Below are 22872 nucleotides of genomic sequence, written 5' to 3' on the forward strand. Positions count from 1 at the left end.
TGAAATCAATAGGCTAGATAAAGGATAGTATCGATCCAGACCGTGTTTCCATGAACGGCCGAGCGGGCGCTGCCCGTTCGGTTGAGGACCAGCGTTCGACACAGATGAGCGTCGATTTCAGGAAGCTCAAGAGCTTCGTCAAGGTGGTCGACGCCGGCAGCGTCTCGCGCGCCGCCGGCCTATTGCGCACGGCGCAGCCGGCGCAGCCGGCGCTGTCGCAGCAGATCGCAGCGCTCGAGAGCCATTTCAAGCACAAGCTGCTCCTGCGCAGCAATCACGGCATCGTCCCGACCGAGGCTGGCCTCATCCTCTACCGTCATGCGCAATTGCTGCTGAAGCAGATCGAGCAGGCCCAGATCGACATTGATCAATCGAACAAGGCGTTGGCCGGCCGCGTCTCGATCGGCCTTGCGACCTACTCGGCGTCAAGCACTCTGTCGCTGCCGATCCTGAAGGAGATGTCGACGCTGCATCCCCAGATCATCGTCCATATCAACGACAGTTTCGGCCATGTGCTGAGCGAGCTGATTATGACCGGCAGAATGGACATGGCCATGATCTATGGCTCCGGCCCGATCAAGGGTGTCAAGCTGCAGCCGCTGTTCCGCGAGGAGCTGTTTCTTGTTTCGCCTGCTGGGCCGGGCGCGAAGAAGCCGGCGGACGAGCCGCTGCCACTGTCGGCGCTGGCCAACGTCAAGCTGTTGCTGCCGAGCCAGGGGCACTTCCTGCGTCGGCTGATCGACGAATCGCTGGCGCGGGCCCGGGTGGCGCCGAACGTCGTCTCCGAGATCGAATCCGTCTCCGCGCTCGGTGCGGCCGTGACCGAGGGTCTCGGCTCGACCATCCTGCCGGCCTCGGTGGCCGCGAGCGCGTCGAGCTTTGGCGGTGTCGAGGTGCGGCGGCTGGTTCGCCCTGCGATCGAGGCAACCGTCTCGCTGTGCATCTCCGACCATCTGCCCTTGTCGGAGCCTGCGCTCGCCACGCGATCGGTGCTTCTAACCGTGGTCGAGAAGCTAATGCGCAGCCATCCGCAGGGCATTCGATCGGTCTAGGCGCCACGGCCGAACGTCAAAGCCGCGCGCCTGCATGCGCAGTAGCCGCAGCGCGTCGGTTTCGCCAGGCCATAAACAAAACCTATGGCGGCAGACGGGAGTTGTGGTGGTCGGTCGCAATCGCATTTTCTACGCTCGAAGACAATCGCTTCGAGGAAACAGATGGCCAAGCTCGCATTCGATACCGGGGGAACCTTCACCGATTTCGCGCTGCTCGACGACAAGGGCGAATTGCATCTCCACAAGGTGCTGAGCACGCCAACTAACCCTGCCGAGGCCGTGGTTCGCGGTGCGTCCGAGCTGCTCGAACAATTCGGTAGTGCCGTCGATCTCAACGGGCTGCAGGTGCTTGGCGCCACCACCGTCGTCACCAATGCGGTGCTGGAGCGCAAGGGTGTCAAGACCGGCTTCATCTCGACAGCCGGCTTCCAGGACATGCTGCGCATTCGCAACGAAGGCCGCTACGACCTCTACGATCTGAACTTGAAATATCCGGATCCGCTGGTGACGCGTGCCAACAGCTTTGGCGCGGTCGAGCGTATCGCGGCCGATGGCGAGGTCATCACCGCGCTGGAGGAGGAGACGGTCCGCGAGATCGCCGGCCGGCTGCGCGAGGAGGGCATCAAATCCGTCGCCGTCTGCCTGCTGCACGCCTACAAATATCCTGATCACGAGCAGCGAATCGCTGCGCTGCTTCGTGAGGAAGACCCGGACGTCTTCGTGTCGCTGTCATCGGAGGTTTGCCCGGAGGTGCGCGAGTTCGACCGCGCCTCGACCACTGTCGTCAACGCCTATACGCGGCCGCAGATGTCCGGACACGTCGCCCATCTCGAACGGGAGTTTGCGGCCAGGGGTATCAATCGCCAGGTGCTCTGGATGACCTCGTCGGGCGGTCTCGTGCCGAGCATCCGCGCCGCTGAGCTGCCGGTGCGCCTGATTGAATCGGGGCCAGCCGCGGGCGCGGTCGCGGCCGCCGAATTCGGCCGCATCGCCGGCGAGGGCAGCGTGCTGTCCTTCGATATGGGCGGCACCACTGCAAAACTGTGCCTGATCCCGAACGGCGAGCCGACAGTCGGCACCGATCTGGAGGTCGCGCACTATCATCGCTTCCGCAAAGGCTCGGGCTTCCCGCTGAAGATCCAGTCGATCCGCATGATCGAGATCGGCGCTGGCGGTGGCTCGATCGCCGCGAAGAACCCGCTCGGCCTGCTCGATGTCGGACCGCGTTCGGCGGGCGCGCTGCCGGGACCGGCCGCCTATCAGCGCGGCGGCACCGAGCCGACGGTGACGGACGCGGATATCCTGCTCGGCTATATGGGCACCGGGTCCTTCGTCGGTGGCTCGTTCAAGGTGTCGAAAGATGCCGCGCTCACGGCCATGACGAGGCTTGCATCCTCGCTTGACGTCAGCGTTCCCCGCTGCGCCTGGGGTATCCACGATCTCGTCAACGAATCCATGAGCAAGGCGGCGGCGGTGCACGCGACCGACCTCGGCGTCGATCCGCGCAGCCTGCCGATGGTCGCCTTCGGCGGCGCAGGTCCGGTGCATGCCTATGGAATCGCGCGCAAGCTCGGCATCAAGCGCATCATCTGCCCGACGGGCGCCGGCGTCACCTCGGCGATCGGCCTGCTGATCGCGCCGGTCGCGGTCGATCTGTCCGCGAGCTTCCCGATGCAGGTCAACAATTGGGATTTCGCGGCGATGGATCGCCTGCTCGGCGATCTCGCGGTCCAGGGCGCCGAGGTGGTCCGTGCCGCTGGCGTTGCGCCGGAGACGATCACCAACACCTACACGGTCGACATGCGCCACGTCGGCCAGGGGCACGAGATCACGGTCGCGCTGCCGGATCGCAGCTTGCCGCCAAAGCAGTTCCACGAGGAATTGCTCGGCAATTTCTACAAGCTCTATCGCGAGCTGTTCGGCCGCACCGTTGCGGGCTCATCGGTCGAGGTGATCACCTGGCGGCTGCGATCCAGCGGCCAAAAGGATCAGGTGACCCGCCCGCACACACGACATGCCGCCGAGGCCAGGAAGGGCACGCGCTCTGTCTATCTCAGCGAGCGCGGCGGTTTCGTCGAAACGCCAGTCTATGACCACTACAAGCTGCCCGTCGGCGAAGAGATCCAGGGGCCCGCGATCGTCGAGCAGCGGGAGTCCACCGCGGTCATCGGACCGAGCGGCACGGCTCACGTCGACATCAACGGCAATCTCGTGATCAATATCGCCTGAGGACGACGCACCATGTCCGTGAACGCTGCCGATTTCAACGATCCGATCAATCTCCAGGTGATGTGGAATCGATTGATCTTCATCGCTGACCAGGCCGACATCGTGCTCGGCCGCACCGCGTTCTCGCCGATCGTGCGCGAGAACCACGACTATGTGACCGTGCTGCTCGACAGCCGCGGCCGCGCGCTTGCGCAATGCACCTGGTCGATTCCGGTGTTCATCACCTCGCTGCCGATGGCCGCGCAAAAATATTTCCTGCCCAGGTTTCCGGCTGAGACTCTGGAAGAAGGCGATGTGCTCGCCACCAACGATCCGGAGATCGGCACCGGGCATCTGCCTGATGTGACGATGATCACGCCGATCTTCAAGAACGGCAAGGTCGTGGCCTATGCCGGTTCGATCGCGCATCTGCCTGATATTGGCGGCGCTCCCCTGCATTCCGAAGCCAGCGACATCTTCGAGGAGGGAATCCGCTTCCCGATCGTGAAGCTGCACAAGGCAGGCGTTCCGAACAAGGACGTGCTCGACATCATCGCCGCCTCGGTTCGCCTGCCGACCGAGGTGATGGGCGATCTCGAATCCATGGTTGCAGCCAACAATGTGATGGGCCGCGAACTGGTGAAATTCCTCGACGAATACGACCTCGACAGCATCGACGAACTGGCCGACGCCATCCATACGCGATCCGAGGCGCAGACGCGGCGGGCGATCCGGCAATGGCCTAATGGGACCTATTCCGCCGAGGTGCTGCTCGACGGCTACGACACGGATGTGACCTTGAAGGCCTCCGTCATCGTCCGCGACGATTCCATCCACGTCGACTATGCCGGCACGTCAGACCAGGTGCTCCATTCCATCAACTGCCGGACCAATTACCGCTACGCCCATTCGGTCTACGCACTGAAATGCCTGCTCGACCCGGATACGCCGAACAACGAGGGCTGCATCGCCCCGATCACCGACGAGGCGCCGCTTGGCTCGATCCTCAATCCGGAGCAATGGACGGCAGGCAATTCGCGTAATCTGATCGGCCACGTCATTCCCTCGCTGATCTTCAAGGCGCTGGAAGGCGTGGTGCCGGTCAAGGTGATGGGCGACAGCGGCGGCGCGCCGATCTGGGCCGCCAACTGCGTCGGCCGGCGCGACGACGGTTCGCAATACGGCTCGGTGCAGAATTTTCACGGCGGGCAGGGCGCCCGCGCCGAGTTCGACGGTCTGGACACGCTGAGCTTCCCGTCCAATTGCAGGGTCACCGCGATCGAGATGTTCGAGATCGCCGTCCCCGCGCTCACCGAGTGCAAGGAGCTGATTCCGGATTCCGGCGGCGCCGGCAAAAGCCGGGGCGGGCTTGGCCAGCGCGTCATCTTGCGCAATCTCGGGCGTAATCCGATGAACATCTATCTTGCCTCCGAGCGGGTGCGTCATCCCTGCTTCGGGGTCGTCGGAGGCCGGTCCGGCAGCGCCGGCAAGGTGCACAAGAACGGCGAGCCGCAATTTCCCAAGGGCAAGGTCGTCCTGAAGACGGGTGACCGCCTGGAGGTCGAGACGCCGGGAGGCGGCGGCTGGGGCAAGACGTCGGAGCGCTCCGCGGCCGCGATCGAGCTCGATCTCGCGGAAGGGTTGATCACGCCGCAGGCCGCGAGGCAGATTTACGGCCATCAGCGCTCAAGCCTGGCGGCGACGGCCGCCGAATAGGAGAATCATGAGTCTGCTCGACGGAAAGATCGCGCTCGTCACCGGCGCGGGAACGGGGATCGGACGCGAGACCGCGATCCTGCTCGCCCAGGAAGGTGCGAGGGTTATCCTGACAGGACGCCGGATCGGCCCGCTCGAGGAGGTCGTCACGTCGATCGAGAAGGCGGGCGGCAAGGCCATCGCCCGCGCGTTCGATGTCGGTTCCCGGGACGCGATCCTGGAGACGGTTGCCTGGGTGAAGAGCAATGTCGGACCGATCGACATTCTCGTCAACAATGCCGGCAGTGCCAGCAAGGTGCTGAACGCGCGCTTCATCAGCGAGGCCGAGTGGAACGCCACGGTGAACGTCAACCTCACCGCCGTGTTCAATCTCACCCAGGCCGTGCTGGAGGACATGATCGCGAGGAAGGAAGGCACGGTGATCACGGTGTCGTCGCTCGCGGTCGTCAATCCGAACCTGCTCGGCGGCGCGGCCTATGGCGCGGCCAAGGCCGGCGTGAAGAATTTTATGACCTTCCTGCACAACACCTATCGCAACCAGGGCATTCGCGCGACGACGATCTTGCCCGGCGAGACCGATACCCCGATCATGGACAATCGCGCCCGGCCGCCGCTCGAAGGCGAGCGGGCCGTGATGCTTCACCCGCACGACGTTGCACGCGCCGTGCTGCTCTGCGCCAGCCTGCAGAAGGGCGCAGTGATCCCCGAGTTGCACATCTGCCCAACCTTCATGCGCGACACCTCGGCCGATATCGAGATGGCCCGGTGGGTCGGTGCGCCAGAAGGGCTGAGCGACAAGCCAAAGATCTGACAGAGAAGGATCTCCCATGAATGGAGCCAAACTGCGCGAGCGCCTTGCCAAGGGCGAGGCGGTCACGATGCTTACACCGCATCACGCTTCGTCGGGCCTGGCCGTCCGTCTGGTCGAACTCGGTGCCGATGCAATCTTCGTCGATTGCGAGCACGGGACCTGGAGCTTTGAGGACGTGCGTGTGACGGCCCAGGCCATTCGCGGCGCGGGCGGCGCCGCCATCGTCCGTCCGCACTCGCATGAACGGCCGGTTCTGATCCGTTATCTCAATGCCGGCGCCGACGGCCTGATGGTGCCAATGGTCGATACTGCCGACCAGGCGCGTGCGATCGTCGACGCCGTGCGCTACGCGTGCCCTGCCGACCACGAAAAGCGGTTGATCGTTGCAATGATCGAAACGCCGAGGGCGATTGACGACATCGATTCCTTGCTCGCGGTGGAAGGCATTGATGTTTTCTTCATCGGGCCTGGCGACCTGTCCCAGAACATGGGTTATCCGCCGGCTCCGCCCTTCGGAGAGCCGAGACCCCAAGCCGTCGTCGAGCGGGTCGATCTTGCGGTCAGGAAGATCCGCGCCGCCGGCAAGATCGCCGGGACACTTGTGACGTCTGACGAACTACCGTTCTGGCGCGACCGGGGCGTCAAATATTTCTACATCCATTCAGACCCCTTCCTGCGGATCGGTTTGGCCGGCATCAAGACATTGCTTGGGCGGTGATAGGGCCCAGGGCCGGACTTGTCCGGGTTGCCGGCGATTTGCTCACCCGCTGCGAATGTCATCGTCGCGCCCGGGTTTTAAAGCATCGGTTCGAACTGGCAGTGCACGAGCATCTCGGAGACCGACGCGTTGTTCGGCAGCATGAGTGCGGTTTCCACCAGGCGGGCGATGTCGCCCGGCTGGCTCATCTCGTGGCGGGGAATCTCGTCGTCGTTCAGCGTCATGTCGGTGGCAACATAGCCCGGGCAGATCACCGTCGCCCGGATGCCGGCCGCACGTCCCTCCCGGCGAATGCCGTGGGTGAGCGCAACGACAGCGAACTTGGTCATGGCATAGCCGACATTGCTTCCCACGCGCTTGCCGGCGAGGGACCCCAGATTGATGACCCGGCCATGTCCGCACACGGCCAGATGGGGCAGGGTCGCCCTGACGAGGCGCAGGGGCCCCTTGACGTTCACGCGCCACATTTCATCGAGCTCGTTCTCGCCCTCGTCGGAGACCCGGACCTTCGGATTGATGCCGGCCGCGTTGACGATGGCGTCGATCCCGCCCCACCGTGCGACTGTCGCGTTGACCCAGGAGATCGGGCTCCTGGCGTCTTCGGCATCATAGCGGTACGTCATGAGCCTCTCGCTCTCGGCGAGGCGGCTCGGATCGCGAAGCCCCGCCGATACGCGGAAGCCCGACGCCAGTAGCCGGTCGACGACCGCACGCCCAATGCCGCGCGAAGCTCCGGAGACCATGACGATCCGATTGCCGACTTCCAACATTCTGGTCCGTTTCCCGGGGGTGAGAATAGGGTTGCAAAATGTAGGGCGATACGCGCGAGGACGAGTAAGAGAAATTCACTCTGCCTGCATCGGGTGGGCTTATGGCTCGTGCACCCGACGAGTTAAGGCCGGGATATTGGATGTCCTTATGAGGGCAGAACAAATCCGCTGTATGCCTGCGTCGATCTCCGCACGTAACTTCCCGCCGCTCGGCCTGACTGCAAGAGAGCCCTGCGGATGGGATTTTCGGACTACCGAACGGCGTTGGTGACGGGCGCGTCCTCGGGAATCGGGGCTGCGACGGTTCGTCGCCTCCGTGCCGAGGGGCTCGAGGTCCACGCGCTGGCGCGGGATGTTCGCCGGCTAGCCAGCCTGTCGGCCGAGACCGGATGCCGCGCCGGTGCAGTCGACGTGAACGACCACGACGCCTTGATGCGCCTTGCCGGTTCGGCCGAATTCGATGTTCTCGTCAACAATGCCGGCCAGTCGCGGCGCGGCAATATCCTGGAGATGGCATCGGATGATGTCGACACGCTGGTCGACGTCAATCTGCGCGCGGTCCTGCACCTGACGCGATTGATCGCACCTGGCATGGCGAGGCGCAACCGTGGCCACGTGGTCAACGTCTCCTCGATCGCGGGCCATTACGCCTTCGGCGAAAACGCCACGACCTTCAACTCATCCGTGGCCTATCACGCGACGAAGGCGGGCATTCATTCGCTCTCGCAGCAATTGCGCGTCGACCTCTACGGCACCGGCGTTCGCGTCACCGAAGTCTCGCCCGGGCGCGTGGCGACGAGCATCTTCCAGAACCAGAACACCACCGACAATCCGGATGCCCGGTTCGTCGGCGGCTTCGAGACGCTCCAGTCCGAAGACATCGCCGACGCCATTGCGTTCGCGGTGGGATCGCCGGCGCGGATGAACGTCGCGATGATCGAGGTCGTACCCACGTTCCAGGTCGTTGGCGAATTGCGATTTGCGAGCCGATCCGAGGCCGCGCGTTTGAAAGAAATGAGAAGTGGAGCTGACAATGCCCGAACTCGCAAACCGCCTCAAGACTGTGAAGGTGTCGGCCTCGGCGGCGATGACGGACAAGGCGCGCGAGCTCCGCGACGCGGGTGTCAAGATCGTCGGCTTGTCGTCCGGCGAGCCCGATTTTCCGACGCCGCCGCATGCGATCGAGGCCGCACATCGGGCCGCCCTGGCCGGCGATACCAAGTACCCGGCGCAGCCGGGGACTGTCGCGTTGCGGACCGCGGTCCAGCGCAAGTTCAAGCGCGAGAACAATCTCGACTACGCCCTCGACGAGATCCTGATCGCCAACGGCGGCAAGCAGATTATCTTCAACGCGCTGTTCGCCACCTGTAATCCCGGCGACGAGGTCGTCATTCCCGCGCCCGGCTGGATCACCTATGCGGACATCGTTCTCCTTGCAGAGGCGACGCCCGTCGCCGTGCCGTGCCCGGAGAACAACCAGTTCAAGCTCCGCCCGACGGACCTGGATGCGGCGATCACGCCGCGGACGAAGTGGCTGATCCTGAACTTTCCCAACAATCCGACCGGCGCGGCGTGCACGCGCGACGAGATGTGCGCGATCGCCGACGTCATGCTGAAGTATCCCGACGTCTGGATTCTCACCGACGATATCTACGAGCACCTCACTTATGATGGTTTCGAATTCTGCACCATCGCGGAGGTTGAACCGAGACTGAAGAACCGTGTCGTGACCGTGAACGGCGCGTCAAAGGCCTACGCCATGACTGGCTGGCGGGTCGGCTATTGCGGCGGCCCCAAGGACCTGATCGCTGCGATGAACAATGTCCACGGTCAGGCGACCGGTGGAATCTGCACCCTGAGCCAGGCGGCGGCGGTTGCGGTCCTGGATGGGCCGCAGGAGTTCCTGAAGGAGCGTGCGGACATCTATCGCGACCGGCGCGATCTGGTGGTCAAGCTGCTCAATCAGATCCCCGGCATCACCTGCCACAAGCCGGAAGGGGCATTCTACGTGTTCCCGAATATCGCCGGTTGCATCGGCAAGACCACAAAGGGCGGGCGCCGGCTGGACACCGATGCCGACTTCATTTCGGCTCTGCTGGAAGAGCAGCATGTCGCGGCCGTACCGGGCGGCGCCTACGGCATGAGCCCGTACTTCCGGATCTCCTACGCGACCGATACCGAATCGCTCAAGGAAGGCTGCCGGCGTATCGCGAACTTCTGCGAAAGCCTGCGCTGACGCGTCGATATGTCAGGGGGCTTGGCCCTCGGCGGAGAACCAAAGATGCAGCCAGCGGCATTCGTCGACCAAGATCGGAGCAGTATGCCGAACCAATTGTCATAATCCTTCCTGATGCCCCTAAACGAAGATGTTCTTGGTCCTGTAGGGTGCCGACGCATAAGCTTTGTGCAAAGAGGGGTATTGCCTTGGTATCGCGCAGTCGAGGACGGCCAGCGATGACCACCAGCGACGATGCGGTGGCGATTTTGAGCGTTGAAGCTCCTCCGGCAGCCCGGCGGCGACCGCGGTGGCGCCTGGCTTTGCCGGTCGGGCTCCTTGCCGTCCCGATGCTGGCATTTCTCACATACTTCTTCTTCTATCCGGCGCTGGGGCTGCTGCTCTCGAGCATCCAGACGCAGGACAGCCGCGGCATCATCGGGCGCCCGTTCACGCTCGCGCACTACGCGCGTCTGATCAACGTCGAGCTCTATGCGCGCGTGCTTTGGACAACGCTGCGGATCAGCATCATCACCTCGGCGCTCGCGACCGTGCTCGCCTATCCGGTTGCGCTGGTGATGGTCAAGAGCCGTCCGATGGCCACGCGGATCATCACGCTGATCGTCATTGCGCCCTTGATCGTCAGCGTCGTCGTTCGTGGATACGGCTGGCAGCTGGTGCTCCAGAACGGCCCGAAAGGGATGTTGAACTGGATCTTGATGACGCTGCACGTCGTCGACGCACCGATATCGGTTCTCTACACCGAAGTGGCCGTCGTCATCGGATCGCTGCACGTGTTCTTCCCGATGATGGTGCTGCCATTGGCGTCGGCGCTCGGCAAGATCGATCCCAATCTCGAAGATGCCGCCCGCATGCTTGGCGCTCCATGGTGGAGGGTGTTCCTCCGGGTGACGTTGCCGCTGAGCATGCCCGGCTTCGTGGCGGGCTTTACCCTCGTATTCTCGCTCACGGCCGGCTCCTTCGTCATCCCCGCGATCCTGGGCGGTGCCTCGGCGGTGATGCTCGGCAATCTGATCGAACAGCAGATCTTCGTCGTCTACGACTGGCCGTTCGGCGCTGCGATTGCCGTCGTTCTCGTCGGCCTCGTCCTCGCGGTGAATGGCGTCTCGATGTGGCTTCTGGAAGGCCGGCGTCTCAGGAGGCCCGACTGATGGACGAGCGGTTTTCAGGCTTCGGCGCCTTCATCCTCTACACCATCACCGCCGGCATGATGCTGTTCATCCTGGCGCCGCTGCTCCTCGTCATGGCGGTGTCGGTCTCCGATTCCTATTTCGTGACCTTCCCCCCGCAAGGCTTCACGCTGAAATGGTACGCCAAGGTTCTCCAGGACCGCGACTTCCTCGAGGCGATGAGGCTGAGCATTCTGCTCGCCCTCGGCACGACGGCGGGCTCGCTCCTGTTCGGTGTGCCCGCGGCCTTTGCACTGGTGCGGGGCAGGTTCTTCGGCTTGGCGGCGATCAAGGGGTTCTTGCTGTCGCCGCTGATTTTCCCGGCGCTGGTCACGGGCCTGGCGCTGCTTCAGGTCCTGACCAAGCTTGGCTCGCAGGATGCGCGGCTCAATCTCCTGATTGGGCACGTGGTCGTGACGTCGCCCTATGTCATCCGCACCGTCGTCACCAGCCTTCAGCTGGTGGATGAGAACCTGGAGGATGCCGCGCGCACCCTCGGCGCAAACCGGCTGACGACCTTTTGGCGGGTGACGTTGCCGCAGATCGCCTCCGGCGTCGCCGCCGGCGGGTTGTTCGCCTTCATGGTGTCCTTCGACAACTACCCGGTCACGATGTGGCTAGCGAACTCCGAATACTCGCCCGTACCGCTCGTTCTGATGCGGCAACTGGTCAACGTCTTTGACCCTTCCGTGCCTGCAATGTCGACGATCATCATCCTCATGGCGATGGTCGGCGTCCTACTGCTTGAAAAGCTGGTTGGCCTACGCCGCGCGCTGGCCGCCTGATGTGCATTGGTAGATGGAGATTGGACCCATGAAGCTGACACGTAGGACTCTCATTAAAGCCGGTGCATCTGCGATCGCCTTCCCGACGATCATCAGCCGGGCGTCGGCGCAGGATGCCAAGCAACTGCATGTCGGCGTCTACAATTCGGCGCTCGGCAAGCTTATCCAGAAAGAGGTCATTCCCAAGTTCGAGGCCGAGTTCAAGTGCCGCGTCTTCACGATCGAAGGTGCGACGCTCTCCAACATCGCCGCTCTTCGCGCGACCCGCGACACGCCGCGCTTCAGCATGATGATGATGGACGACGTCGGCATTCCCCAGGCCAAGCAGGAAGGGCTGATCGACAAGCTCGACGCGAGCAAGATTCCCAATCTTGCGAAGGTCTATCCGCGCTATCTGTTCGAGGAGGATTATGGCGTCGGCTTCTCGATTTCGAGCGCAGCCATGTTCATCAATCCGCAGGTGACGAAGCCGCTCGAGAGCTACGAGCAGATCTTCGACGCCAAGTATCGCAAGCAGATCCTGCTGAATACGCCCAAGAACACCCAGAGCGTGCTGATGCTCATCGTGGCGACGGCGCTCACGACGGGCAAGCCGCTGAAGGAGGCGCAATACCTGGTCGATAGCGGCTGGGACAAGCTCGCAATGCTCAAGCCCAACGTCCTGACGATCTACGACAGCGAGGCGCAGGTGCTTCAGGTGGCGCAGGGGCAGGCGACCATCGGCGGCATCGAATATTCGAAGGCGATCTATCCGCACACGGCGAAGGGCATGCCGATCGACATGACCTTCCCCAAGGAAGGCGCGTTCACCGGCATCAACAGTATGACGCTGGTCAAGAATGCGCCTGAGCCGGAGCTCGCCTGTGCCCTGATCAACCGCATTCTGGAGCCCTCGGTCGCCAAGATGCTGTCCGAGCAGACTCTCAGCGCGCCCTCGGTGGGCGGTATCGACTTCAAGCCGGAGACGGCCAAGTTCCTTGCCTATCCCGACACCAAGGCAACCGATCTCGGGCTGTTCACGCCGGACTGGAAGTTCATCGTTCCGCGCCGCGGTCCGTGGCTCGAACGCTACAATCAGGTGTTCACGAGCTAAGGCAGGGTGCCATGAGGTCTTCCGAAGTCAGGCTTGACCGCCTCAGCAAGGAATACAACCGCACCGTCGCGGTCGACGATGTCTCGCTCACGATCGAGCCGGGCCACATGGTTGCGCTGCTCGGTCCGAGCGGATGCGGCAAGACGACCTGCCTGCGCATGATCGCGGGGCTGATCCGTCCGACATCCGGCGACGTCTTCGTGAACGACAAGAAGATGACGGACGTTCCGGTGCACCGCCGCAACGTCGGGATGTTGTTCCAGAACTACGCGCTGTTTCCTCACCTGACCGTCGAGGAGAACATCGCATTCGGTCTCGAGATGCGCGGGATATCCAAGGCCGCTGCCGCAAGGAAGGTGGGCGAAGCCCTCAATCTGGTCCAGCTGTCGAGCTTCGGGAAGCGCTATCCGGCGCAGCTCTCCGGTGGTCAGCAGCAGCGCGTCGCACTGGGGCGCGCCCTGGTGATCGAGCCGGCGATGCTGCTGCTGGACGAGCCGCTCGGGGCGCTCGACAAGGGACTTCGCGAAAGCATGCAGGTCGAGCTGCGGGCCCTTCAGCGCAGGCTCGGGTTGACCACCATCATGGTGACCCACGACCAGGACGAAGCCCTGACGATGGCCGACAAGATCGTGGTGATGCGCGATGGCAAGCTCGAGCAGGTCGGCTCGGCGACCGAAATCTACCAGCGTCCGGCCTCGAAATTCGTCGCACAGTTCATCGGTGCGTCAAATCTGTTTGAGGGTCTCATCGAGCAGCGAAACGGAAGCGGAGCGGTCATTCGTGTCTCGCCCGAATTGAGCCTCCAGGTCGACCAGATTACGCAATCGGCAAGCGATGTGATGGTCTCGATCAGGCCCGAAGCGATCTTCGTCGAGCGCGTTGGCCAGAGTCCGACGGCGCAACGCGCCAATAGCGTGACGGCGCGTGTCGACCAGGCCATTTATCGCGGGTTTGTCAGTCACTACTACCTCAAGACGCCGAGCGGCGGCCAGATCATCGTGTTCGAGCAGAATCAATCGCAGCAAGCGGGACTTCGATACGCCGTGGGCGAGGAGGTTGTCGCGCGATGGGAGTCCCCGAGCAATCACGTCATTGCCCGTCACTGAAGCTCGGAACGAACGCGACGTCTCGCGGGCAATCGACATCCCTTATACCCGCAGACGAACATCGTCTTGGATCGGCTTGCGCCGCTTGGCTAGATCTAGGGGTGGCAGCGCCACGTGCGTTCGATCAGCGAGGCCCTTTTGTCGATTAATCAGCCCAACGCCCCTTTTGTCGGCACGATCGAGAAAAGTCCGAAGATCAGCCTGATCGGCACACTTGCAATGCTGGTTGAGGCACCGGGTGACTTCGACCTGGTCCAGCAGGGCCGCATCTGGGCCCTTGCGGATGCGGTTTCTACCTGGCCCAACGTCCAGGAGGCCGTCATCGGCGTCACCAATGTGATGCTCGTATTCGAGCAGCCGCCGGCGGATATCGGCATGCTCGGCGCCTCGATCGTCGAACTGTGGCATCGCGTGCCGAGCCGAAAGGCCGACGGCCAGCTCATCGAAATTCCCGTGATCTACGGCGGGGAGCTCGGCTTCGACCTGCCGGCGGTTGCGAGACGCGCCGGATTGTCCGAGCGTGACGTCATCAGGATTCACAGCGAAGGCGAATACACCGTGTGCGCCGTCGCGAGTTCGCCGGGTTTCGGATATCTCCACGGTCTCGATCCGCGCATTCACACGCCGCGCAAATCCGTGCCGTCGCTCAACATGCGGGCGGGCTCGGTGACGATCGGCGGGATGCAGACGGGCGTCGCGGTGCTGACAAGTCCGAATGGATGGAACGCGATCGGATGGGCATCGGTCACCATGTTCGATCCACAGAGTGAGCAACCGTCCCTGATGCTTCCGGGCGATCGCGTCAGATTCAGAATCGATCGGGTCGAGCTGTGATCGAGATATTGACCAGCCCCGCCTTTAACACCATCCAGGATATTGGCCGCCACGGCGCGCGTCGTTTCGGCGTGAGCACGTCCGGCGCCATGGATCCCGTCGCGCTCGCCGCCGGCAATGCGCTGCTCGGCAATGAAGATGGTGCGGCCGGCATCGAGATTCAGACCTTTCCGTTCCGCCTGCGCTTCCAGACAGATACTGCGTTTGCGCTCACTGGCGCCGATCACGACTCGACGCTGGCGGGATCAACCGTCCGGCCGTGGTGGTGCACGCAGGCAAGGGCGGGCGACGTTCTCGCGATCACCGCGCCGCGACGTGGCGCGCGGGTCTACACGACGTTCGGCGGCGGCATCGATGTTCCGCGCGTGCTGGGCTCGCGTAGCACTCATCTGCGCGGCGGCTTCGGCGGGCTCGAGGGCCGTACCTTGCAGGCGGGCGACGTCGTGCCGATCGGGAGTTCGTCGCGCGGCAGCGTGGGCCGCTTCGACTTCGGTGTGGCGCCGCCGGATGTCGCGATTCCAGGCGCCGCTCCGGCGGATGACCGTGGGCTGCGGTTACGCGTCATGCGGGCCGGCGAGTTCGACCTGTTCTCGGAGGAGATGCGGGCGACGTTCTGGTCGACGCGATGGAAGATCAGCGGCCAGAGCGACCGGGGCGGCTACCGTCTCACCGGCGGCAAGCTGACATTGGATGCGCCGGTCGAGATGCGCTCGCACGGCGTGGTGGCTGGCGTCGTGCAGGTGCCGCCGGCCGGCGAGCCGATCATCCAGATGAGCGACGCCAATACGGCCGGTGGCTATCCGAAGATGGCGGCCGTGATCCAGGCCGATCTCTGGCGCCTCGGCCAGGCGGCGCCGGGATCGTTCATTGCCTTCAGCGAGGTGAGCTACCAGGACGCGGTCGCGGCCATGGCTCCGGTCAACGACTACCTCGCGAAGTTGCGTGCGACCGCGGATCTCTATCGAGCGCTTTGAGTGGACATCAACAATAACAAGAGCAGGGTACGAACATGAAAATCGGCATCAATTCGGACATGGGTGAAGGATTCGGCAATTATCGCATCTGCGACGACGAGGCGCTGATGAGCATCGTCTCATCGGCCAACGTGGCGTGCGGTTTCCACGCCGGCGATCCCATCATCATGGATCGCATGGTTCGCCTGGCGAAGCAGAAGGGGGTCGAGGTCGGCGCCCATCCGGGCCTGCCCGACCTTCTCGGATTTGGCCGCCGCGTGATTCAGATGGACGCCGCCGAGCTCGAGAAGCACATGGTCTATCAGATCGGTGCCTTGCAGGCGATCGCGGCCAATGCCGGCCACCGCGTGACCCATGTCAGCTTCCATGCTGCGATGGGCAACATGGTCAATGCGGACCCCGATATGGCTGATGTCGTCGCCCGCGCGATCGCGACCATCAATCGCGATTTCATCGTGTTCTCGCAGCCTGATGCCGAGATCGTGCGCGCCGCGCGCAAGGTAGGCCTGCGCACCCTGACTCTGTTCCTGGCTGATCGCGCATATGACGAGAACGGCCATCTGGTGTCCCGCAAGCTTCCCAACTCGGTCGTCACCTCGACTGAAGCCGTGGCCGAGCGGGTCAAGCGGTTCCTGGACAGCGGGACGGTGCAGACCATCGAAGGCAAGTCGATCAAGGTCGAGGCGCGCTCGATCCTGATCCACAGCGACACGCCCGGATCGGTCAACCTCGCCGGCACGGTGCGCCGCGTGATCGAGCAGGGCGGCGGCGAAGTCACGCCCGCAACTGTCCTGCTCAATTGATAGGGCTGCTCCCGGCCAGCGGGCGGATGCGCACAATCGGCGTGCCGTAGCCGACCGTTGCGCCAGGCTCCGCGATCACGGCATCGACGGTGCCGGCGGCCGGTGCCACGATGGGCGCATACAAGAGCCCGATCTTGACGAGGCCGACGACCGCGCCGGCCTCGATGCGTTGACCCTGTGCGACGAACGGCTTGTCCCGCCAGGGATGAGCCGCAAGGAAATGCCCTGCGACGTCGGCTTTGGCGATGACGGAATGGTCTGCAGCGGGGGCAGCAAGCGTCGGTGACGCGGCCATCCGCGGACCCGTGTCGACGACCAGCTTCAGGGACTGGCCGGGCTCCTCGATTTCGATGGTGTCGACGCCGGATTTTTCGAGGATTTGCGCCAGACGCGCGATGTCAGTCAGCTCGATCGGCATGTTCTGGTCTCCTCGACAAGGTGAACATTGGTCCTGAGCCGATCGAGATAGGCCGACATCTCGGCCTCGGCTGCCAGCGCATCGGTGTAAGCCGTTTGTTCGAACCGCAGCTTGCCGCCGAGCCGCGCCTGCCCGACACGCCACAAGTCGGCCCGGATCACGGTTGCGATCTTCGGGTAGCCGCCAGACGTCTGCGCGTCGCGCATCTGGATGATCGGCTGTCCGTTCGGTGGAATCTGGATGACGCCAGGGACGATGCCGTGCGAGCGCTTCTCGATCGGCACCTCCGGCTTCACGGTGGGGCCTTGCAGGCGGTAGCCGTAACGGTTGCTCTGCGGCGTGATCTTCCAGCTGCTGGACCAGAACAGCGCCTGCGTGGTGGCGTCGAACCCGTCATATTCGCCGGCAATCACGACCCTGACGACGGTCTCGTCCGGCGTAGCGTTCGGCCGCACCAGCGTGATCTCGGCGGGCTCGACCCCGAGCTCACCGATCGTAGCAGTGGATGCCGTACAGGACAGGATGTCGCCGGCCTGGAGCGGCCGTCCGTGCCAGCCGCCGAACTCGCCGCGAAACTGCGTGCTGCGTGAGCCCAGCACCATGGGCACGTCGATGCCGCCGCCGAATGTCAGATAGCTTCGCGCACCGCGGGGCATTGCCTTGACGGTCAGGATATCGCCGGTACGGGCGTGCGACCGCCACCATGGCGGGATCACGCGTCCGGCGATCTCCGCCTCGACATCGGCGCCCGTGAGCGCAAAGGCCATGTCCCGGCCGAAACGAAGCTTGAACGGCAGCATCGGGATTTCGATGCCGGCGGAGTTCTCGTCGTTGCCGAGAAGGATGTTGCCGGCCCGCAGGGCGACATCGTCCATCGCACCCGACGTGCCGACCCCAAAGCGATACTGATCGAAGCGGCCGAGATCCTGGACGCTGGCGGGCCCCGTGACTGACACAATCTCGATCACCGGATCACCCGTTCGATCTCGAAGCGGATCGTATCGCCCGGCGCGAGTGCGGCTGGCGTCGGCCAGGACGGATCGAAGAAGGTCCAGCTCGTATGCCCGATGGCGTGCCAGCCGCTCGGCCCGGGGGAGGCGGAGACACCGGTCTGCGATCCGCCGATCGAGACCGAGCCGCCCGCGGAGCGTTGCAGCGGCGTCTGACGGCGCGGCATGGTGATGCGTCGATCCATGCCGCCCAGATAGCAATAGCCGGGATGGCTGCCGAGCGCGAACACCGTGTAGAGCGGGGCGGCGTGGATCGAGACCACGTCGTCGACAGACAGGCCGCAATGATCGGCGACGGACTGAAGAGACGATCCGATCTCGCCGCCATAGGTGACCGGCAACCTGATCTCGCGCCCGCTGATCGTGAGGCCTTCCGCCGCGTCCCAACCGTCGTTGAGAGCGGCGATCAAGGCGTCCAGCTCGCGCGGAGGGGTAGCGAAGGTCAGCATCAAATTGGTGATGCCGGGAATGGCCTCGCGGATCCCTGGCCATTTCGATGCAGTGGCCGCCAGCGACCAGATGCGCCGCTGGTGCGGCAGGTCGAATGCGCCCGGTGCCTCGAACAGGAGGGCCGATGTCCCGAGCAGGCTGATCCGCGGTCGGTCCGGGGCCGTCATGGCGCGGCCGCCCGCGCATTCATCCAGTGCTCGAGATGGTGGATGTCGTAGCCGCCACGGCAAAACGCGGGATCGGCGAGGATCGCCTGATGCAACGGCACATTGGTTCGGATGCCTTCGGCGCGTAGCTCGGACAAGGCGACGCGCGCACGCGCCATAGCTTCCTCGCGGCTGCCACCATGAGCGATGAGCTTGCCGATCAGCGAGTCATAGTGCCGGGGAACGGTGGCGCCGGCGGTGATATGCGAATCGACGCGGATGCCGATGCCGCCGGGAACATCCCAGCGCGTCACCATGCCGGGCGAGGGAGCGAAGGTGGTGGGGTCTTCGGCATTGATGCGGAATTCAATGGCATGGCCTACACGTGCGATGTCGCCTTGCGCGATGCCCAACGGCTCGCCTTGCGCGATGCGGATCTGCGCCTTGACGATGTCGATCCCCGTCGTGGCCTCGGTGACGGGATGCTCCACCTGGACGCGCGTGTTCATTTCGATGAAGAAGAATTGGCCGTTCTCGTAGAGGAATTCGAATGTGCCGGCGCCGCGATAGCCGATCCGCCGGCAGGCTTCGACGCAGCTTGCGCCCACCCGCTCGATCAGAGCGCGATCGATGCCGGGCGCGGGGGCTTCCTCGACCACCTTCTGGTTCCTGCGCTGAAGCGAGCAGTCGCGGTCGCCGAGCCAGAGATGATTGTCATGCTGATCGCACAACACTTGAATCTCGATATGGCGGGGCTTTTCGAGGAATTTCTCGATGTAGACCGCAGCGTTCTTGAAGGCCTTGCTGGCTTCCGCGCGGGTCAGCGCCAGCGCGTCGTCTAGCGCGCCTTCGCTGCGCACGATCCGCATGCCGCGTCCGCCGCCGCCTCCGGCGGCCTTGATGATGACGGGGTATCCGATGTCCCGCGCGATCGCGTGCACCTCGGACGGATCCTCCGGCAGGGCGCTGTCCGGCCCGGGCACGCAAGGCACGCCCGCCAGCCGCATCGCGCGCTTGGCCGCGACCTTGTCGCCCATGGTCCGAATACAATCCGCCGGCGGGCCGATGAAGGCGAGGCCGGCGCGCGCGACCCGATCGGCGAACTCCGCACTCTCCGAGAGGAATCCGTAACCCGGGTGGATCGCCTGGGCGCCGCTGACCTCGACTGCGAGCAGGATCGCCGCAACGTTGAGATAGGTGCTGCTTGCCGGCGCCGGCCCGATGCAGAGTGCCTCATCGGCGAGTGCGACATAGCGTGCGTCGCGATCCGCCTCCGAGTGAATGACGACCGTCTTGAGACCCATCGCCCGACAGGCGCGCTGGATGCGAAGCGCGATCTCGCCCCGGTTGGCGATCAGGACCTTGTCGAACATCAGGATGAACCCGCCGGCCCAATCCGGAACAGAGCCCGCCCGGCCTCGATCTCCTGACCATCCTCTGCGAGGATCGCAAGCACGACGCCGGGCGCCTCGGCGGCGATGTCGATGAAGGTCTTCATCGCTTCGATGATGCAGATCTTCTGCCCGGCCTCGATCCGCGTGCCGACCTCGACCAGCGGCGGCTCGTCCGGCGCCGCAGCCCGGTAGAAGATGCCATGCATCGGCGCCGGCACCACGATGTCGGCGGCAGCCTCGGGAGCTGGGCTGTCCTGATGATCGAGAGCAGGGGCCTCGACCGCTGCCCGGTTTGCAGGCGGACCCAGGGCCGCAGGCGCGCGCTTGAGGATGCGGATGCGGGTGCCGTTCTGCGTGAGGTCCAGCTCGGCGATGGAGGAACGCGTAACGAGATCGACCAGTTGTTCGATTTTGGAGAGGTCCACGGTCACGCTCCGCGTTGACGGCCTGTCGAGTTCGGGGCGTTCATGCGTCACTCGGCCGGCGGCCGGCTCTTCTGTGCAAAATTGAGGCCGCCGACGACCTGCTGGGTCGGCAGGACTTCCATGAAGGCAACATTCATGCGTGCCGGGGACCCAACCGCGAACGCGATCGAATTGGCGATGTCCTCGGGCTGGAGAGCATCATAATCGTCAAAGAAGCGGCGCTTGGCTTCGGCCAGATCACCCAGCAGCCGTCCGAACACTTCCGTCTCGACCCGGGCCGGCGATATCTCGGTGACGCGAACCCTGGTCCCGTAGAGGTCGACGCGCAGTTGCTGCGACAGCGAGTGAATGCCAGCCTTCGTGGCGTGATACACGGTGTTTCCGCCACCGAACGCGTAGTGACCTGCGATCGAGGAGATGTTGACGACATGGCCGCGGTCGCGGCGCGCCATGCCCGGCACGATCAGCCGCGTCAGATGCAGGACCGCGCGCAAATTGACGTCGATGAGGGCGTCGACATCCTCTGCCGTCGTGTCCAGAATATTGCCGCGGCGGGACTGGCCGGCGTTGTTGACCAGGACGTCGAACTCAGCCGACTTCGCCAATGCCGCAAGCGCATTGAGGTCGCTGATGTCCACGGCGCAGGGGCGGCAACCGGTCTCCGCAGATAAGGCGCTGAGGCGAGCGGCGTCGCGGGCCACAGCGTAGACCTCGAGCCCTTCTGCACTCAGGCGGCGAACCGTCGCAGCCCCTATTCCGGAGGATGCGCCCGTCACCAGGGCCGTCCGATAGTCCGAAAATCCCATCCGCGAGGGCTCCTCTGCTACCGTCCAACCCGCTGGTGGCGTCGGCTGCAACGCGAGCGGCGGACGAGTTCAGCACTAGCTATAGGCCCCTCAGGTTCCCAGTGGTAAGAACAATTCCTTCTGATCCCATAGCTTCAGCCTATTGCTGCTGCATTTCTCCCTGCCTGGATATCCGGAGAGGCCGTATTGGATACGAAACGTTTGGAGGCCTTCATCAAGGTCGTGGATCTCGGCAGCATGACGAGCGCGGCGAAGGTGCTGAATGTTGCGCAGCCGGCACTGAGTCAGCACATTGCGAGCCTGGAGGCGGATTTCAAGTGCAAGCTGCTCGACCGCAGCGCCCGCGGGGTCAAGCCCACCGAGGCCGGACGAATCCTCTACCGCTATTCCAAGTCGATCCAGCGGCAGATTGAAGAAGCCAGGCGCACCATTCTGGACAACAAGCCGGAGCTGACCGGCAACGTCACGATCGGTCTGGCCCCGCTCAGTTCGGCGGCGTTGCTGGCGACCCCATTGCTCACGCAGATCCGCGAACGCTATCCCGGCATCGTGCCGCACATTTATGACAGCTCCGGGGTCATGCTCAGCGAGATGATGCTGAAGGGGAGCATGGACATGGCTGTCCTTTACGGCGAGCGCCCGGTGACCGGCCTCGATTACAAGCCGCTGATGCGCGAATACTTCTATCTTGTCGCGCCCCGCGGCATGTATCCGGAGCAGATGCCGCCGGAGGAGGTCTCAGCGGCGGAGGTCGCACAATTCGACCTGCTTCTGCCATATCGGGAATCCTTCCTGCGACAGACCGTGGAGCGCGTCTGCGCCGAGGTGGGCCTCCGCCCGCGCATCGTCGCCGAGATCCACTCCCAGTCGACCCTGTCTTCGGCGATTGCAGCCGGAGTGGGGGCGGCTGTGCTGCCCATGTCGATCGCAAAGGAGTTGCCGAACCTCGACGAACTCTGCATTCGGCGGATCAACGCGCCGTCGGCCTCGCAACAGATGTCGCTATGCATTTCCGACAATGCCGCGTTGTCCGACGCCGCATTCGCCGTCTACAAGATCCTGCTCGAGATCATCGTCAAGACCTGGGGGCCGTTCGAGGCCCAGCTCGGCTCGGTTGCCATCGCCTCGGGTGGCCCAGCGTCGCCTCCGGATGAGCCGAAGGACGAGCCATAACGAAACACGATGCGGCAATCCTAAAATCTGAATTTTCCGCCCAAAGGCGGTTGGTTATGGAGGTGTAACGGAGATCGCGACCGCAAGGAGGTTACCATGGTGCATGTAATCAGGACATTCGATCGGCCCGCCGCCGAGCTTGTCGAGCGCATCAAGAAGTTTCCTCCGTCCACCCTTCACGAAGCGCAGGGACGATCGGGTGCGCTGACCTTCCGCATCAAGCCGATCTATTCCGGGATGCGCGCTTGCGGACCGGCGTTGACGGTGAGCTGCCATCCCGGCGACAATATGATGTTGATCACGGCGATTTCGTTGGCAAAGCCGGGCGACGTGCTCGTGGTGAGCGCGGGCGAACATCCCGAGCAGGGCGGCTTCGGCGAGGTGCTGGCGACGGCCTGCGTCGCCAAGGGCATCGTCGGCCTGGTCACGGATGCGGGCGTTCGCGATGGCCTTGCCGTGCGCGACACCGGCTTCAACGTCTTCTCCTACGGCCTGTGCATGAAGGGCACCGTCAAGGAGACCCTCGGCACTATCAATCAGCCGATCGTCATCGGCGGGATCGCCGTCCGCCCCGGCGACATCGTGAGCGCCGATGACGATGGCGTCGTCATCGTGCCGAAGGAGAACATCGCCGACGTCTGCGTCAAGTCGGCGGCGCGCGAGGACAAGGAAGCCGACGTGATGAAAGCGCTGAAGGCCGGCGGGAACATCCTCGAGCTGTCCGGCATCGGCAAGGTGCTGGAATCCAAGGGCTGCACCTTCGCCTGAGCGATCA

The 22872-nt window shown here is 64.0% G+C and carries 22 protein-coding genes and 1 pseudogene; 16 read left to right on the forward strand and 7 right to left on the reverse strand.

What is annotated here, in order from left to right; all coding sequences use genetic code 11:
• Positions 1-104: 104 nt before the first annotated feature.
• The 5 genes from nac to BJA_RS17950 all read left to right on the forward strand — a co-directional run bounded on the left by nac (position 105) and on the right by BJA_RS17950 (position 6505).
• Entirely contained in the window at positions 105-1052 is a 948-nt protein-coding gene (nac, locus tag BJA_RS17930; RefSeq protein ID WP_011086401.1) for a nitrogen assimilation transcriptional regulator NAC, read from the forward strand.
• 162 nt (positions 1053-1214) lie between these two features.
• Complete coding sequence (locus tag BJA_RS17935; protein ID WP_038966185.1) at positions 1215-3281, forward strand: hydantoinase/oxoprolinase family protein; 2067 nt, start codon at positions 1215-1217, stop codon at positions 3279-3281.
• 12 nt (positions 3282-3293) lie between these two features.
• Entirely contained in the window at positions 3294-4976 is a 1683-nt protein-coding gene (locus BJA_RS17940; RefSeq protein ID WP_011086403.1) for a hydantoinase B/oxoprolinase family protein, read from the forward strand.
• 7 nt (positions 4977-4983) lie between these two features.
• The gene (locus BJA_RS17945; RefSeq protein WP_011086404.1) at positions 4984-5787 is read left to right on the forward strand and encodes an SDR family NAD(P)-dependent oxidoreductase; all 804 of its coding nucleotides are present in this window, start codon (positions 4984-4986) and stop codon (positions 5785-5787) included.
• A 16-nt stretch (positions 5788-5803) separates the two neighbouring features.
• The gene (locus tag BJA_RS17950) at positions 5804-6505 is read left to right on the forward strand and encodes an HpcH/HpaI aldolase family protein (protein ID WP_011086405.1); all 702 of its coding nucleotides are present in this window, start codon (positions 5804-5806) and stop codon (positions 6503-6505) included.
• A 77-nt stretch (positions 6506-6582) separates the two neighbouring features.
• Here BJA_RS17950 and BJA_RS17955 read toward each other — a convergent pair whose 3' ends face one another.
• On the reverse strand, positions 6583-7275 hold the full coding sequence (locus BJA_RS17955; protein WP_011086406.1) for an SDR family NAD(P)-dependent oxidoreductase: 693 nt from the start codon (positions 7273-7275) through the stop codon (positions 6583-6585).
• A gap of 237 nt (positions 7276-7512) precedes the next feature.
• On the opposite strand from BJA_RS17955, the pseudogene BJA_RS17960 reads away from it, so the two are divergent.
• The 9 genes and pseudogenes from BJA_RS17960 to BJA_RS18000 form a co-directional block, all read left to right on the forward strand.
• A pseudogene (locus BJA_RS17960) lies at positions 7513-8313 on the forward strand (SDR family oxidoreductase); the annotation flags it as partial.
• Positions 8309-9511 carry a pyridoxal phosphate-dependent aminotransferase gene (locus BJA_RS17965; protein WP_011086408.1) on the forward strand — a complete coding sequence of 401 codons (1203 nt, stop codon included), beginning with the start codon at positions 8309-8311 and terminating at the stop codon, positions 9509-9511. The pseudogene BJA_RS17960 and the gene BJA_RS17965, both read left to right, overlap by 5 nt.
• 218 nt (positions 9512-9729) lie before the next feature.
• Positions 9730-10662, forward strand: coding sequence for an ABC transporter permease (locus BJA_RS17970; RefSeq protein WP_038966188.1), 933 nt, complete (start codon positions 9730-9732; stop codon positions 10660-10662).
• A complete protein-coding gene (locus BJA_RS17975; RefSeq protein ID WP_025576071.1) occupies positions 10662-11465 on the forward strand; it encodes an ABC transporter permease in 804 nt (267 codons plus the stop codon). The genes BJA_RS17970 and BJA_RS17975 overlap by 1 nt, the downstream gene beginning before the upstream one ends.
• 28 nt (positions 11466-11493) lie before the next feature.
• Positions 11494-12558, forward strand: coding sequence for an extracellular solute-binding protein (locus BJA_RS17980; protein ID WP_231166689.1), 1065 nt, complete (start codon positions 11494-11496; stop codon positions 12556-12558).
• A gap of 11 nt (positions 12559-12569) precedes the next feature.
• Positions 12570-13664: an ABC transporter ATP-binding protein gene (locus BJA_RS17985; RefSeq protein ID WP_011086412.1), complete on the forward strand. Its 1095-nt coding sequence runs from the start codon at positions 12570-12572 to the stop codon at positions 13662-13664.
• A 114-nt stretch (positions 13665-13778) separates the two neighbouring features.
• The gene (gene pxpB / locus BJA_RS17990) at positions 13779-14498 is read left to right on the forward strand and encodes a 5-oxoprolinase subunit PxpB (RefSeq protein WP_011086413.1); all 720 of its coding nucleotides are present in this window, start codon (positions 13779-13781) and stop codon (positions 14496-14498) included.
• A complete protein-coding gene (locus tag BJA_RS17995) occupies positions 14495-15472 on the forward strand; it encodes a biotin-dependent carboxyltransferase family protein (protein ID WP_011086414.1) in 978 nt (325 codons plus the stop codon). Before pxpB (BJA_RS17990) ends, BJA_RS17995 begins: the two co-directional genes overlap by 4 nt.
• A 35-nt stretch (positions 15473-15507) precedes the next feature.
• Complete coding sequence (locus tag BJA_RS18000; RefSeq protein ID WP_011086415.1) at positions 15508-16275, forward strand: LamB/YcsF family protein; 768 nt, start codon at positions 15508-15510, stop codon at positions 16273-16275.
• Here BJA_RS18000 and BJA_RS18005 read toward each other — a convergent pair.
• From BJA_RS18005 to BJA_RS18030, 6 genes are read right to left on the reverse strand one after another with little or no spacing between them, the layout of a single operon-like run.
• Entirely contained in the window at positions 16268-16693 is a 426-nt protein-coding gene (locus BJA_RS18005; RefSeq protein WP_011086416.1) for an acetyl-CoA carboxylase biotin carboxyl carrier protein, read from the reverse strand. The genes BJA_RS18000 and BJA_RS18005 overlap by 8 nt on opposite strands.
• Positions 16678-17661, reverse strand: a complete 984-nt coding sequence (locus BJA_RS18010; protein ID WP_011086417.1) for a biotin-dependent carboxyltransferase family protein — start codon at positions 17659-17661, stop codon at positions 16678-16680. Before BJA_RS18010 ends, BJA_RS18005 begins: the two co-directional genes overlap by 16 nt.
• Positions 17658-18320 (reverse strand): 5-oxoprolinase subunit PxpB, encoded by a 663-nt coding sequence (pxpB, locus tag BJA_RS18015; RefSeq protein ID WP_011086418.1) that lies wholly within the window; start codon positions 18318-18320, stop codon positions 17658-17660. The genes BJA_RS18010 and pxpB (BJA_RS18015) overlap by 4 nt, the downstream gene beginning before the upstream one ends.
• Positions 18317-19672 (reverse strand): acetyl-CoA carboxylase biotin carboxylase subunit, encoded by a 1356-nt coding sequence (gene accC, locus BJA_RS18020; protein ID WP_011086419.1) that lies wholly within the window; start codon positions 19670-19672, stop codon positions 18317-18319. The genes pxpB (BJA_RS18015) and accC overlap by 4 nt, the downstream gene beginning before the upstream one ends.
• Positions 19672-20118 (reverse strand): acetyl-CoA carboxylase biotin carboxyl carrier protein, encoded by a 447-nt coding sequence (locus BJA_RS18025; protein ID WP_038966196.1) that lies wholly within the window; start codon positions 20116-20118, stop codon positions 19672-19674. Before BJA_RS18025 ends, accC begins: the two co-directional genes overlap by 1 nt.
• Before the next feature lie 47 nt (positions 20119-20165).
• On the reverse strand, positions 20166-20924 hold the full coding sequence (locus BJA_RS18030) for an SDR family oxidoreductase (RefSeq protein WP_011086421.1): 759 nt from the start codon (positions 20922-20924) through the stop codon (positions 20166-20168).
• A 201-nt stretch (positions 20925-21125) separates the two neighbouring features.
• Here BJA_RS18030 and BJA_RS18035 point away from each other — a divergent pair, with 201 nt between their 5' ends.
• Both BJA_RS18035 and BJA_RS18040 read left to right on the forward strand, forming a co-directional pair.
• Entirely contained in the window at positions 21126-22097 is a 972-nt protein-coding gene (locus BJA_RS18035) for a LysR substrate-binding domain-containing protein (protein WP_049823434.1), read from the forward strand.
• Between the two features lie 96 nt (positions 22098-22193).
• Entirely contained in the window at positions 22194-22865 is a 672-nt protein-coding gene (locus BJA_RS18040) for a 4-carboxy-4-hydroxy-2-oxoadipate aldolase/oxaloacetate decarboxylase (protein WP_011086423.1), read from the forward strand.
• The last annotated feature ends 7 nt before the right edge of the window (positions 22866-22872 follow it).

This window comes from Bradyrhizobium diazoefficiens USDA 110 (assembly GCF_000011365.1).
Classification (GTDB): Bacteria; Pseudomonadota; Alphaproteobacteria; order Rhizobiales; family Xanthobacteraceae; genus Bradyrhizobium; species Bradyrhizobium diazoefficiens.